The 14,631-nt window shown below is 63.3% G+C and carries 10 protein-coding genes and 1 tRNA gene; 2 read left to right on the forward strand and 9 right to left on the reverse strand.

The window, feature by feature from the left end; all coding sequences use genetic code 11:
* Nucleotides 1-31: 31 nt before the first annotated feature.
* From HWX91_RS39160 to acs, 5 genes are all read right to left on the reverse strand, one after another.
* Nucleotides 32-658: a hypothetical protein gene (locus HWX91_RS39160; protein ID WP_028200308.1), complete on the reverse strand. Its 627-nt coding sequence runs from the start codon at nucleotides 656-658 to the stop codon at nucleotides 32-34.
* A 172-nt stretch (nucleotides 659-830) separates the two neighbouring features.
* Nucleotides 831-921: transfer RNA gene (locus HWX91_RS39165), tRNA-Ser, on the reverse strand.
* Between the two features lie 60 nt (nucleotides 922-981).
* Entirely contained in the window at nucleotides 982-3,000 is a 2,019-nt protein-coding gene (locus HWX91_RS39170; protein WP_028200309.1) for a sodium:solute symporter family protein, read from the reverse strand.
* Between the two features lie 4 nt (nucleotides 3,001-3,004).
* The gene (locus HWX91_RS39175) at nucleotides 3,005-3,397 is read right to left on the reverse strand and encodes a DUF4212 domain-containing protein (RefSeq protein ID WP_028200310.1); all 393 of its coding nucleotides are present in this window, start codon (nucleotides 3,395-3,397) and stop codon (nucleotides 3,005-3,007) included.
* A gap of 148 nt (nucleotides 3,398-3,545) precedes the next feature.
* Entirely contained in the window at nucleotides 3,546-5,528 is a 1,983-nt protein-coding gene (gene acs / locus HWX91_RS39180) for an acetate--CoA ligase (RefSeq protein ID WP_028200311.1), read from the reverse strand.
* A 665-nt stretch (nucleotides 5,529-6,193) separates the two neighbouring features.
* Here acs and HWX91_RS39185 point away from each other — a divergent pair.
* Both HWX91_RS39185 and HWX91_RS39190 read left to right on the forward strand, forming a co-directional pair.
* A complete protein-coding gene (locus HWX91_RS39185) occupies nucleotides 6,194-7,117 on the forward strand; it encodes a DUF1521 domain-containing protein (protein ID WP_028200312.1) in 924 nt (307 codons plus the stop codon).
* Between the two features lie 706 nt (nucleotides 7,118-7,823).
* Nucleotides 7,824-9,989: a hypothetical protein gene (locus HWX91_RS39190; protein WP_127837907.1), complete on the forward strand. Its 2,166-nt coding sequence runs from the start codon at nucleotides 7,824-7,826 to the stop codon at nucleotides 9,987-9,989.
* A 34-nt stretch (nucleotides 9,990-10,023) separates the two neighbouring features.
* Here the strand turns inward: HWX91_RS39190 and HWX91_RS39195 are convergent, their stop codons facing one another.
* From HWX91_RS39195 to HWX91_RS39210, 4 genes are read right to left on the reverse strand one after another with little or no spacing between them, the layout of a single operon-like run.
* Nucleotides 10,024-10,416 carry a hypothetical protein gene (locus HWX91_RS39195; protein ID WP_244144192.1) on the reverse strand — a complete coding sequence of 131 codons (393 nt, stop codon included), beginning with the start codon at nucleotides 10,414-10,416 and terminating at the stop codon, nucleotides 10,024-10,026.
* A 35-nt stretch (nucleotides 10,417-10,451) separates the two neighbouring features.
* Entirely contained in the window at nucleotides 10,452-11,807 is a 1,356-nt protein-coding gene (locus HWX91_RS39200; RefSeq protein ID WP_081833259.1) for a FliI/YscN family ATPase, read from the reverse strand.
* A complete protein-coding gene (locus HWX91_RS39205) occupies nucleotides 11,804-13,882 on the reverse strand; it encodes a flagellar biosynthesis protein FlhA (protein WP_028200316.1) in 2,079 nt (692 codons plus the stop codon). The genes HWX91_RS39200 and HWX91_RS39205 overlap by 4 nt, the downstream gene beginning before the upstream one ends.
* A gap of 1 nt (nucleotide 13,883) precedes the next feature.
* Nucleotides 13,884-14,624: an EscU/YscU/HrcU family type III secretion system export apparatus switch protein gene (locus HWX91_RS39210; protein WP_028200317.1), complete on the reverse strand. Its 741-nt coding sequence runs from the start codon at nucleotides 14,622-14,624 to the stop codon at nucleotides 13,884-13,886.
* Between the last annotated feature and the right edge of the window lie 7 nt (nucleotides 14,625-14,631).

The raw sequence follows: 14,631 nt of genomic DNA on the forward strand, positions 1-14,631 counted from the left end.
CCGCGATAGTGTCCGACCGGTACCTAAAGAACTAACGCCCGGACGCCAAACCCAATTGGACTTCGGGCATCTCCGGCAGCCTCGACCGGTAGCGGGCGTTGAGATTACGTATACGCATGAAGTCAACGTTCGAATACGTATTCGGTAGCATCGCTTGTCCGGTCCAAGGTGAGCGGCGCAACGGCATCATGTCCTTGACCAGCTTGGGCGTCGAATAGCGGCCCGCCCAGGTGGCAAAAATCTCCAGTTGTTCGCAAAGAGTCGCCTCATCGCCTGTCAGTTCGACGCCCGCGAGTACAGCAATGTCACTCAGTCGATGACTCCAGAGCCGCTTGGCAATAGCTTTGTCCTCGCTCTCCAAGCTCTCTTGGACTTCCTTCCGAGAGAGTGCGATACCCTTAAAGAGCACCTCCGTCGCAAGCGCACCGAGCATCATTGCGTTTGCTCCAATTTCCGGGATACGCGGCACAGGAGCGCCCGCGCTTTTCACAGCCCGCCTGATGTTATCCCCGAGATCGCGAGTATGTTGTTCCGCAAGGATATTGAACGAGCGCATGAGGGAGTCCGAATCGGCGGCCCACACGCGTGGGTCAACCTTAAGCAGCTCGAACTGCTGACTCCAGTACTCCACCGACTCGTCTTTTTCGTCGTCGAACATAGTAGACACTCCAATTCCAAATCGTTTTGGTCACCGCAGCGACCGCTAGAGCGCTGCCGATCAAGCCCGGGTTCGCGCTCCGTCAGCTTAAATGATTTGATAGTCGTTTCGTGAGCTGGAAAAACAAAAAGCCGCTGAATCCTTTTAGATTCAACGGCTTATCATTCATATCTGGCGGAGAGACGGGGATTCGAACCCCGGATAGGTTATTAACCTATACACGCTTTCCAGGCGTGCGACTTAAACCGCTCATCCATCTCTCCGGCGGGGAGCCGAATTATAGCAAACTTCGCGCCCTGCGCCACACCCATGCGCAAACCCGCCTAAGGATGCCGGATGTAGTCCACCAGCGCCCTCGTATAAGCGTCCGGTTTCCGGTCGATCAGACTCACACCGATCGCCACCAGAAACCCTGCCGGCACGCCGAACACGCCGGAGCTGATCGGCTCGATCCCAAACCACCGCGCGCCGGCAAAGCCAGTCATCTGCGTAAAGAACGGATACGTCGAGACGATGTAGTAAATGCACACCACCAGCCCCGCCACCATGCCCGCCACGGCCCCAAGCCGCGTGGTGCGTTTCCAGAACACGCCCAGCACCAGCACCGGAAACAGACTCGAAGCCGCCAGCGAAAACGCCGCGCCCACCAGAAACAGAATATTCCCCGTATTCAGCGAAGCCACATACGACGCGAACAGCGCCACCCCCAGCAACAGAATCTTCGAGATCGTCACGCGCCGCTGGCTCGATGCCGCCGGATCGATCATGTGATAGTAGACGTCGTGCGACAACGCATTGGCGATCGTCAGCAGCAAACCATCGGCGGTCGAGAGCGCCGCGGCCAGCGCACCGGCCGCGATCAGCCCCGACATCACATACGGCAGCCCGGCGATCTCGGGCGCGGCGAGCACCACCATATCCGGCTGCATCTGAATCTCGCTCCAGCGCACCATGCCGTCGCCATTCGTATCGGCGAGGCTGATCAGACTCGGTTCGACCTTGCGCCACTGCGTAAGCCACTGCGGCAAATCGGCAAAGTGGTGACCCACCAGATTAGTCAATATCTCGTACTTGATCAGCACGGCCAGCACAGGCGCCGTCAGATAAAACAGCGCGACGAAGAACAACGTCCAGCCGACCGAGCGTCGCGCGGAAGCCACCGAAGTCGTGGTGTTGTAGCGCGTCAGGATGTGCGGCAGGCTCGCCGTGCCAAGTGACAGGCACAGCAGCAGCGACAGGAAATTGCGCTCATGGGTGCGCCGGTCCTCTTCGCTCGAAGCGGGAAACGGCTCGTGCATCGGCACCGGCGCGGCCGCGCGCGTCAGCATCTCGTCGCGGCGCTGAGTCCAGACGATCTGCGCAGCGGCGGCGTCGCGTGGAAACTGCTCGAGCGATCTTTCACGCTCCTTGATCTCGCGTAATGGACCATTGTGGCGACGCAAGTCCGCGACTTCCTGCATGAGGCGCAGTTTCTCGTCAACGAACGATTGCGGCAGCGTATCGAGCCGCATCTGCATCAGATCGGCACGCCGCCGATAGTCGTCGCGTACGGTCTGCTCGAGCGGCGCCTCGCGCACCTGCTTCTCGAGACCTTCGACGCGCGCCATCAAGCGCCCGTAGTTGAACTGCGGCACCCAGCCGAGGCCATCCTTATGCGCGATCATCGACACGGGAATCAGAATCGCCGCGATCAGGATGATGTATTGCGCGACCTGAGTCCACGTCACGGCACGCATGCCACCCAGAAACGAGCACACGAGAATCCCCGCGAGCCCGCAGAAAATGCCGACCGCGAAATCCACGCCGATAAAACGCGTCGCAATCAGGCCGACACCCTGAATCTGCGCAACCAGGTAAACGAACGAGCACAGGATCGCCGCTAACGCAGCGAGTCCGCGCACCGCGTTGCTCGAAAAGCGCGTGCCGAGAAAGTCGGGAATCGTGTAGCGCGCGAGCTTGCGCACGTACGGTGCGAGCAGAAATGCGACGAGGCAATAGCCGCCGGTCCAACCCATCAGGTACGCGAGACCGTCGTAGCCGGTCGCATAGAGGGACCCGGCAAGGCCAATGAACGACGCCGCGGATAACCAGTCAGCCGCAGTCGCCATGCCGTTGAAGAAGGACGGTACGCGCCGCCCGGCCACGTAGTATTCGACGAGGTCGGAGGTGCGCGACAGCAAGCCTATCACCGCATACACCGCGATCGGCACGAACAGGAACACATAGCCAATCCATACGCCAGGCCCGGTCGTCCGCTCGATACGCCACATCACGTAGATGAAAAGCAGGAAGCCGAGCGTATAAAGCGCGTAGGAGCGGATCAGGCGGTTCGTGAGCTTCATCGGCTCAGCTTCCGCGCGCGGTGGGCGCACGGGAATCGGCACCGGTGCTGCCTGGGTTGCTGGCACTCGCATCCGCATCGAAAGCGCGTTGCAGACGGCGGTCGGCGCGCTGCATGAGCACGATATACACGACGATCAACGCGACGTAGATCAGAATCGCCCCTTGCGCACCGAAATAGAACGGCAATCTGAAACCGATGAAGCGCACCTGATCCAACGCCGGCGCCACCAGCGGCAAAACGAACGACACCACAAAGCCGACCGTCATCAACGCCGCGATCAACGCAAGATTGAAGCGCCAGTACTTCTGATGCGCGCGCGCCATCGCAGCCGAGACCGCAGGCGGTTCGGGTACGGGATTGATCGTAGCGTGAGAGGTGTGGTGCGGCACGGCCATGCGCCTATGTATCAAAAAGCCACCGGGCAGGCAATCGGGATTGTCCGCGCAGTGGCTTTGACGGCCTGACGTGAGTGGTCGACACCTGGGTTCAGACAAAGGCGCATCGTTCGACACACCCTTGCTGCACACCCTGGCAAACCTCAGCTCAGAGCGACTCGCCGAGCTGATCGAGAATCGCCGGGTTCTCCAGCGTCGAGACGTCCTGAGTGATTTCCTCGCCCTTCGCAAGCGAGCGCAACAGGCGGCGCATGATCTTGCCCGAACGCGTCTTCGGCAGGTTCTCGCCGAAGCGGATGTCCTTCGGCTTGGCAATCGGACCGATTTCCTTAGCAACCCAGGCACGCAGTTCGTTGGCGAGCTTCACCGCTTCCTCGCCTTCAGGACGCGCGCGCTTGAGCACCACGAAGGCACACACGGCTTCGCCGGTCGTCGCATCGGGACGGCCCACCACGGCCGCTTCCGCCACGATCGGGTTCGACACCAGCGCCGATTCGATCTCCATCGTGCCGAGACGGTGGCCGGACACGTTGAGCACATCGTCGATGCGGCCCATGATCGTGAAGTAGCCGGTCTCCTTGTCCCGCACCGCGCCGTCGCCGGCGAGATAGAGCTTGCCGCCGAGCTCTTCGGGGAAATAGCTCTTCTGGTAGCGGTCCGGATCGCCCCACACATTGCGCAGCATCGACGGCCATGGACGCTTCACCACCAGAATGCCGCCCTGCCCGTTCGGCACGTCCTGCCCGGTTTCATCGACTACCGCCGCCATGATGCCCGGCAGCGGCAGCGTGCACGAACCCGGCACCAGGGGCGTGGCCCCCGGCAGCGGCGTGATCATGTGACCGCCGGTTTCGGTTTGCCACCACGTATCGACGATCGGGCAACGGCCGCCGCCGACGTTCTCGTGATACCACACCCATGCTTCCGGATTGATCGGCTCGCCGACCGTGCCGATAATGCGCAGCGTCGACAGGTCGTAGCTCTTCGGATGAACTTTCTCGTCCGCTTCTGCGGCCTTGATCAGCGAGCGGATCGCCGTGGGCGCGGTATAGAACAGCGTGACCTTGTGCTTCGCGATCATGTCCCAGAAGCGGCCGGCGTTCGGATAGGTCGGCACGCCTTCGAACACGACCTGGGTGCCGCCGAGCGTCAACGGTCCATACGTGATGTAGCTGTGGCCAGTAATCCAGCCGATGTCGGCGGTACACCAGAACACGTCCGTCGGCTTCCAGTCGAAGGTCCACTTCATGGTCTGCGCGGCCCACAGCAGATAGCCGCCGGTGCTGTGCTGCACACCCTTCGGCTTGCCGGTCGAGCCCGACGTGTACAGAATGAAAAGCGGATGCTCGGCGCCGACCCATTCAGGCGCGCATTGATCCGATTCGGCCTGCGTGAGCTCGTGCATCCACAGATCGCGGCTGTCGTCCCACGCGATCTTGCCACCGGTACGCTTGTAGACGATCACGCTCTTCACCGCATCGCAGCCGCCCATGGCGATGGCTTCGTCGGCGATGTTTTTCAGCGGCAATGCTTTGCCGCCGCGCATCTGTTCGTCGGACGTGACGAGCGCCACCGCGCCCACGTCCACCAGCCGCTCATTGAGCGACTTCGACGAGAAGCCGCCGAACACCACCGAATGCGTCGCGCCGATCCGTGCGCAGGCCTGCATCGCGACAATGCCTTCGATCGACATCGGCATATAGATCACGACGCGATCGCCCTTCTTCACGCCGCGCTTCTTCAACGCATTCGCAAAACGCGACACGCGTTGCAGCAGATCGTTATAGGTGACGTTGGTGACAGTGCCGTCGTCGGCTTCGAAGACGATCGCAACGCGCTCGCCATTGCCGGCTTCGACATGACGGTCGATGCTGTTATACGACGCGTTCAACTGGCCGTCTTCGAACCAGGTATAGAAAGGCGCCTTCGATTCGTCGAGCACCTTGCTGAAGGGTTTGTTCCAGCTTAGCGTCTCGCGAGCGAGGCGCCCCCAGAAACCCTCGTAATCGCGTTCCGCTTCGGCGGCCAGCGCCCGGTACGCATCCATGCCGGAGATCGTCGCACCAGCCGCTGCTTCAGCGGAGGGCGGGAAAACACGGCGTTCCTGAAGAACCGATTCAATCGCAGACATCGACAACCCCTTGGTGAAGATGAAACGTAAAACCTGTGCCGGCGCGCCCGTGGCGCGCCGTAGTCGCTCAACGATATGCCCGCGGTCTCGCGCATTTGTCTCGCGCGCCCGGTACGGACTGACGATGGGATGGCAAATGCCGCACCGCATCATGCGCGACCGGATGCTGATCTCCGTCCAGGATAAATGCGTCAACTTACCCGTCACTTACGGCGAGCGTTGATCACACCTGGCGTTTGCACTAGCCATGTGCGTTAGCGCCGATGCCGCCATGTTAGCTGAAGCGCCTGGGCACTGTCATCGACGTCGCCACGCGAATCGCCAGGAACCGGCAATGCGCGAATGCGATACCAGGGTAATACCGGAGGCGGATCGAATCCAGGCAAGCCTCGGACGAACGTTCATATCTGGCCAATCAGATGGCGTTGCTCGCGCCTTTAGTCGATGTCGCACGTGCGCCACCCACGACCCACCACTCGCATTTACCGCTCCGGCTGTCCTCAGGTCCGGTTCCGGAAACAATATTTTCGACCCTATACATAAGTAGCTCGGTTCACATTTCGAACTCCCTACTATTTCATCAGCGGAGCCGCTCCCCAATACGTCGGCAACGCGGCTCCGGCTCACCAGTCAAGCCGACTCTTTTAATTCAGGAAATCATCGACATGCAAGCAGCAATGCAAATCAATGCCTCGTTCAATCCGCACGTTGCCAACGCGGCCGCTACGACGCGCAACGCGCAATGGCAGCAGCCGGCCGCCACGCCGTTCAACAACGGGCGCAATGCCTTGGGCCAGATGTCGAATATGGCAAGCGGCTTCTCGAAGGCATCGTTCTCGGTGTACGGTCAAAGCACTGGCAACGGCCAGACGAGCACCTTCTACGCGCAGGCGAATTTCAGCAATCCCGGCCGCTCCGCGAACCAGCAGCCGGCGAGCCGCGGCGGCTACAACAACCAACCAGTCAACCGTCATGACACCGGCTCGCGCGGCAACACCAGCGCGCCGTCGCGCAACAACTGCCCGGAGCGCACGCCACCGCGCAACGATTGCGGCTGCCCGTCGAAAGGCCGCACGGAACAAACGCAATGGACCGCCACGCCAGTCACCAACAACAAGGCGAGCATCGATCTGGGCAACTACAAGCTCGACTTCAACAAGTCCGATTCGTCGATGACAATGACCAGCAAGAGCTCCGGCGACACCACCAAGATATGGGGCGATCCGCACCTCACCCAGCACGCCAATGGCGCCAACTCGAGTACGGCAATGTTCAACGGTCCGATGACGTTCCAGTTGCCGGACAACACCAAGGTCACGGTCGGCACGCAGGCGGACAAGAACAACAAATCCGTCTCGTACGCGGACTCAGTGACGATCACCCACGGCAACGACGCCTATCAGGTCACCGGCCTGAGCCAGCAGAACAGCACCGGCCTCTCGGTGCAGAAGAGCCACGATGGCCGCGCGCTCGACGCCGCCACGCCAGACGGTTACACGCTGGTCGCCAACCGCAACGGCAGTGGCTTCGTCGATCCGAAGACAGGCAAGCAGCCGACTGAGGACCAAATCAGGAAAGCGAACACCTGAGCAAGCCGCACAACACGGGGACAAAGGCGCCGTCCGTTTGTACCCGTGGATGTCGCACACACGCCTGACGAGCGTGTGTGCGACATCGAACCAGCCCTCATCGATGCCCCAGCAGTCTTGCGTCGGACCTGTCCGTGAATCCACTGCCTGCTTCCGCGCCACGGGAACAGGTCAGCCGGATGAACGGTCGCAGCGCCGGCCTCGACCGGCGCCCAAACGAGATGGTCCGCATTAGTGAACGCGCGGCCTGGAACGCCGCACCAACCAGGAAAATCAGATGGCAAGCACAATCGGCAGCAATTCTTCGAGTTACGCCACTCAAACCCAGATCGTCGACACGAACGACGCCAGCCAGCTCGTGCCACTCCCCCCGCCGGAACGCCAGGCGCCAATGAGTTACGACACGTCACGCGACAACCGTGGTAATCGCGGCGGTCTCCACGACGCGCACGGCAAGGCCTTCGACACACACGTTCCGCAGGCACCGCATGGCCCCGGAACCGGCAACGATCGCCCGGCCACCGCGAACGCGCGAGCCGCCCACTTCGCGCTCGCCAAAGACGCGCTGCAAACCGCGGCCGCGTCGAAGACCTCACCCGCCCCATCCAGCACCAGCCTGCAGCAGATCGCCGACCGCTACGACGGCGGTCCGGGTATCCAGCGCAACTACACGGCGGACCAGCAGAACGGCGCGCGTCTGCGCGATATGTTCGAGTCGTCGCTGGCCGGCTATCCGCCTGACTACCGGAAAAACTACGGCGATCTGATCGGGCTCGCCCCCGACCTGGCCGAGTTGGACGGCGACGCGCAGCAGAAATACGCGGCGCGCGCGAAGCAGGTCCTGCAGACGCCGCTGGCGCAGCAACGCCCCGCGATCGATGCGCTAAAACTCGATGTCTCACAGGATCGGCAAAAAGCCATGCAGGATCCGGCTCGACGTCTCGCCGGGATCTTCCATGCGCCGGTCGGTAGCGAATTGCTGCCCGACGGCGGCAAGGCGGAGCAAGCGCAGTTGGGCGAACGGTACAAACGCGTGGTGAACCCCGACACCAGCCCCGCAGAGCGCGACAAAGCCTTGCAGGATGCGTCGCAAATCAAGGCGAAGATGCAGGCGGATATTGCCGGCCGCCTCGACAGCAAGTTGCAGGAACAGGAGAAACTGCACACGGCGTCCATGCAGCGGATCAACAATTTCATGGACAAGGCCGAAAACCTGAACGGACACGAATTTGCCCTGCGTCGTAATAGCGAGGATGCCGACTGGAACGACGAGGCGCGCTCCCTCTCCGCGAAAGCGCATCCGCTCGAGGCGTTAGCGGAGCAACTCGTGTCGGAGGATGGCCGTTCGCAACAGGAACGCGAGACGACCCCTGGCGCGATCCAGCCGACGATGCGCACGCCGGAAGAAATACAGCGCGATCTGCTGAATTTCCAGGATGGTATGAACACGCCGGATTCCGACATCTACAAACGGGTTCAGGCAATGGAGAAACAGGCGACCGACACGCTCACGCACAACGACCGGCCCAACTTTTACAACGTCGGCGCACCGTCGACCTTTACTTCCATCACGAGCAACCTGCCTGATCCCGGCGGCAATTACACGCAGAACCTCGCCAACAAATACGTGGATCTTGCCCAGGACAATCACGACAAGATTCTGGACATGGTAGGGCAGAAACCGGGGCTGGGCGAGCAGATAATCTACGGTGCGCGCAGAGTCGTCGCTGGTCAGATGCCGCCAGGACTGAGCGACTTTATGAATGCGCTAAACGACGCAGAATATCCGGACCACGCCGGTCTTACACAGGATCAGATCAAAGACATCGATCTGGGGGATGCGCTGAGCGGCCTTCTCCCGGGCGGGCGGGAAAGGGGCCCCCATCTGGAGGAAGGCATTCCAGCGGAGCGCGGCGCGACACTACGCGAAGGCAAACCGCCCGAGGTCAATCCTACCGGGGCGCCGATGATAACGGGCGCGAGCGGTACGCTGCCGCTGGACAAGGGCTTGTCCGGACCGTCGTCGGAATTTGCGCCGGACCCCCTGCGCAAGGCGTTGGATCGAACAGCGCCGGCCGCCGAAACGCAGCTCGGTCCCGACGCGCACCGCGCAGGGCCAACTGGCAACCTTGCACCCAACGCCGGCGTGTCGACAAACGGCAGGGGGTTCGACGTTCCCGCGGCCTACAGTCGGGAGCCGATCGGGAGCCTGCTGCCCGACCCGCACGCATGCGGTGTCTACCGCGATGAAAAAGGGATGCCCTATGTCATGGCGAACCGGCTGCCCTTTCCGGTCACGTTCGATAAGGACAATCAGACCTGGCGCGTGGCCCGGCCAGATAATCCGGCGGGATACAAGTATCCGATCCATCTCGAACAGGGCAACTGGCAAGTTCATGGAGACGTTGGTCTCCCGGCGGGCAACAAACCGGACCCCGACACCTCGGGCAATAGCCTCGCCAACCGGGACCGGCTCGAATCCGTACTGGAACAGTCGCCCACCTACGATCGGCCGGGCTCGTATCCAAGCTCTGTCAGTGTCGTGAACCGGATGTTGAAGCACTACGGCATCAACCTGTCGGACCGCTCCACTGAAACGATCATTGCCAACGTGCGCCGGGTCGATGCGGGCGACCTCTCCCATGCCGGCGCATCGGCCGCCGAGGTCTGGACCTTCCGCAACGACCTCATGAACGACAAATTGCCATTGAAGGACCGCGCCGCGGCAGCGGTCGGCATCTTTCTGAATGCGATTGGCGGCCCGACCTACATGGCTGATTTCGATCTGCAGAACTATCACTTCGGCAGGGACCAGTCAACCAATCTGCGCAACGCGATGCACCTGTATTCCCAGTTCGACCCGAGGGAATAACCGGTCTGAGTCGGCATTGAGCGGGCGAGCGGCGCTAGTCATGTTCGCGGCCCTCCGAGGCCACGCGGGCGAGCGCCGCCCGCCCGCGCGCTTTCGCGTCATCGTGCCGAGCGCCCTCGATCTGCCACGCCCGTAGCGCCTCGCCGGCCTGCCGGCGTGCCAGTTCGTGCGCCTGCCGCGCGTCGTTCAAGCGCTGCTGCAACACAGGCGTCATGGCGTCGTGCGCACGCAGCGTGGCATACCACTGTCCGCCCGCGCGTTGCTCGTGCCGGCAGAACACAAGCACACGCGCGCGCTCCTCCCCATGACGCGCCAGTGCCGCAACCTCTGCCTGCACGACAGCGGCCGCGCGCCGCTCCTGACGACGTGCGTCGGCCAGCGCATGCAGCTTGCGGCGCACCCGCAAACCACGCACTTTCGCAAGCACCCGCCAAAACTCTGCTTCCCTTGCCGCGCCGCACGTCATACAGTGCCTGGCGCCACAGCCGCGCTCGCGCACAACGCGCGCAGCGACGCCAACGTATCCGCCCACGGACTACTGCGGTCGTACGGTTGACACAGAAAGCGCTGGATCGCGGGACGCTGGTCGATCGCGCGGTCCGTTTCGGGGTCATGACCGCGCTCGTACTCGCCGATCTGCAGCAGCATTTCGATCTCTTCGTAACGCGCGAGCCAGTCGCGCACACGGCTGGCGTCCGCGCGATGCGCCGCGCCCGCCACGCGATTCATCAGGCGGCTGCGGCTGCGCAAAATATCGATGGCCGGGTAATGGCCGGCCGCGCCAAGCTTCGTCGAAAGCTGGATATGGCCGTCGAGCAGCGAACGCGCTTCTTCCGCGACCGGGTCCGACATATCGGCCTCGTCGGCGAGCACGGTGTAGAACGCGGTAATGCTGCCCTGCGCCGTCGCGCCCGCGCTTTCGATCAGGCGCGGCAACTGGGCGAACACGCTCGGCGGAAAGCCGCCGCGCAATGGCGGTTCGCCGACGGCGAGACCCAGTTCGCGCAACGCGCGCGCGTAGCGGGTCAGTGAGTCGAACAACAGCAACACGTTGCGGCCCGTCGCGCGCAGTCCCACCGCCACGCGCGCGGCCAGTTCCGCCGCCTTGATGCGCTCGGCGGCGGGACGCTCAGAGGTGGCGGCGATCACCACCGTCGATTCACGCCGCTGTGCCAGGTGATCGTGGATGAACTCGGCCACCTCGCGGCCGCGTTCGCCGATCAGCGCGACCACGACCGCATCGGTGGCCGCGCCATTCGCGATCATGCCCATGATGGTGCTCTTGCCGCCGCCCGCTGGCGCGAAAATGCCGGTGCGTTGTCCGACGCCACAGGTCAGCATGGCGTCGATCGCGCGCACGCCGGTGGCGAATGGCGTGGAAATCAACGGACGCTCGAGCGGGTTGAGCGTAGCGGCCGCGCTTTCAGGCTGGGTTGCATCGAATGAGGACGGCGACGGCGGCAGCGCCCTGCCGTCGAGCGGATTGCCGAGTCCGTCCACCACGCGGCCGAGCAGTCCAATCGCCTCCACACTGCTCCAGGTGGCGCCGCAGCCCTGCACCTCCGTGATGTCGGACAGCCCGATAAGCCCCGCGAGCGGCATGACAAGCGCGCCGTCGTGCGCGAAGCCCACCACCTCGCCGAACTGGGCTTCGAGCGTATCGGGCCGTACCAGCCGCACCTTTTCGCCGATGCGCAACGACACGCCCACCACACGAGCGATCACGCCGCGCGCTTCCACGACGCGGCCATGCAGCGTGGGCGTGGAAATCAGCGTCGGCGCGCCGCCTCGCGCCCCACGTGGCAGATCGAAAGTCATGCCGCCCCCAGAGTGGCGACGGTCCGCACGCGATAGATGTCGAGTGGAATTTCCTCGATCGCCAGCACGTCGATGCGTCGGCCAAAATCGTGCAGCAGACGCATCAGATGCGGACGCAACACGGCATTCGTGACGATCAGTCCGATGCCCGACAGGTCGCCGGTCAGGATGTGCTGCGTGCGCGCCATTTCGTCGGCGGACAGCACGCATTGTGGCTCGCCATCCACGCCACCCCGGATCTGCGCTTCCAGGCTCGCTTCCCAGCCGGGGTCCAGCACTGCTGCACTGATCGTCCACGTTTCGAGGTCGGCGTAGACGCGCGCGATCTGCCGCCCTAACTGGATGCGCGCCTCGCGCAGCATGCGGTCGGTGGTACGCTCGCCGGCGGGCACCCGCACGATCGCCTCCAGGATCGCACGCAGATTGCGGATCGGCACCCGCTGCTGCAGCAATTGCCGCAGCACACCCGCGAGTTGCACCGTGCTCACCGCCTGCGCCGCCTGGGCAACCAGTTCGCGGAATTCGATCGCCAACTGATCGAGCAGGAAGCGTGTTTCCTGGGTGCCGAGAATGTCGGCGGCCGAACGCTCGCACGCCTCCGCCAGATGATCGCAGAGCGCCTCTTCCACCGTCGCCTTGTGCAGTTGCGGATCGCCAAGCGACGCCGCCGTCGCGGCCGCCACCCAGACCGCTTTTTCCGCGCGCGGCCGATAGCCTTCCACGCCTTCGAACGTGACCTGTGCCGCGTCGCCGCTCACCAGCATGTGCCCTGCCACCAGCGTGCCGCTAGCGAACGGCACGTCCTCGATATCGACGATGTACCGTTCCGGTGACAGCCGTTGGTCGCGCAACAACGCGAGCCCCGGAAACGGCACGCCGAGATCGGTCATCAGATTGCGGCGCAACTGGCCGAGCGAGCGATTCAGCGCCTCGGGCCGCAACGCATCGAACGCCTTCAGACCGACCCGCAAACGCAGCGTCGCGCTCGTACCCAGTTCAACGTCGTCGAGAATGCGTGGCACGTAGTTGCCGCCGTCGCGCGTCATGCCGGGCATCAGCGCGCGCTGCGAGTTCGCCGCCAGCGATGCGTTGCGCAACAGCGTGATGGCGAGCGTGAGCAGGAGGCCGGCCGCCGCCACAAACTGGATGTGCGGAAAACCAGGGATCGCGGCCAGCGCCATGCAGGCGGCCCCGGCCATGCCGATCGCCTTCGGATGCACCGTGAGCTGCCTGTAGATGTCGCCGCCCAGATGCGCGTCGGCGCCCTCGCCCGCGCTCACGCGCGTCACCAGAATGCCCGCCGCCACCGAGACGATCAGCGACGGAATCTGCGAGACGAGGCCGTCGCCCACGGTGAGAATCGTGTAGGCCTGCAGCGCGTCGGCGAACGACATGCCACGTTGCGCGATCCCCACCGTCAGGCCGCCGACGATGTTCACCAGCGCCACCACGAGGCCCGCCACCGCGTCGCCCTTGACGAACTTCATCGCGCCGTCGAGTGAGCCGTAGAAATACGTTTCGCGCTCCAGCGACGCGCGCATGCGACTTGCCTGCACCGCCGAGACCACGCCGTTGCGCAGATCGGCGTCGATACTCATCTGCCGCCCGGGAATACCGTCGAGCGTGAAGCGCGCCGCCACTTCCGCGACGCGGTCCGCGCCCTTCGCGACCACGATGAACTGGATCGCCGCCAGCACGATGAACACCACCAGCCCCACGGCCACGTTGCCGCCCACCACCAGCGCGCCGAACGCGCCGATGATCTGGCCGGCGTGCGCATGCAGCAGAATCATCTTGGTCGAAGCGATCGCGAGTGCGAGGCGCAGCAAGGTGGTCAGCAGCAGCAAGGAGGGAAAGCTCGCCAGTTCCGCCGACTTCGACACGTACAGCGTGGTGGTCAGCATCATCAGGCTGGCCGCGAAGCTCACGCAGATGAATAGATCGAGCACGAACGGCGGCACTGGGACGATCAGCAGCGTGAGCACCGCCAGAATGCCGATCCCGACGGCGAGATCGGCATGCCGCGCGAAGAGCGCCGAGAGATCGTAGCGGCCGAGAAACGAAGGGTTCGACATGTTATTGACCAAGCTCCCGATGAAGTGCGCGACGACGGCTTTTCACATAGGGGTCGCCCTCGTCGTCGCGGAATTCGCGTTTGATTTCGTTCTTGTCCATGCGCAGTCCGCGCATCCACAAGAAGCGTTGAATGAGATAGTCGGCCGCGCCGGGCACGATCTGCGACGCCGCCATCCACGCCAACAGATGCGAATGCGAGATCGCCGTGTAGCCCAGCAGCACCGGCAGTGAAAACGTATAGGCGGGTGCGAGCTGGCGCAGCCATGTCTGGATCGCCATCGCGAAGAGAATCAGCAGAATCGCGAACTGTATGATCGTCAGCACCGAATCCCACACCAGTCGGAGGCTGAACATCTGCATGAGTCCGTTGAGCGGATTGAGCCGCTTGAAGTCGGGCTTCACCCGCTTCAACGCGAGCAGGCCGCGCGTTTGCGCCAACTCCGGAATCAGCACCGCGAGCGCGCCCACGCCGAGTGTCGTCAGGAACGGCATCGTGAACACCTGACAGGCGGCGAAGGTCGTAGCGAACTGGTCGTCGAAAGCGCGTGAGGCGTCGAGCGTCGTCACGCGCACGACCAACTGGCAAGCCAGCGCGTAGAGATGCGGCGCCTCAATGACGAGATACAGCCACCAGCACAGGCCGCTGAACGCGACGCTGACGTGCGTACTTCTGGCGACCTCGCCGTCGTCGCGCGCGCGGCGGATACGTTTGGGGGTTGGTGCTTCGGTTTTGTTGCTCATGGTTCGC

The organism is Paraburkholderia fungorum (assembly GCF_902833645.1).
Taxonomy (GTDB): domain Bacteria; phylum Pseudomonadota; class Gammaproteobacteria; order Burkholderiales; family Burkholderiaceae; genus Paraburkholderia; species Paraburkholderia fungorum.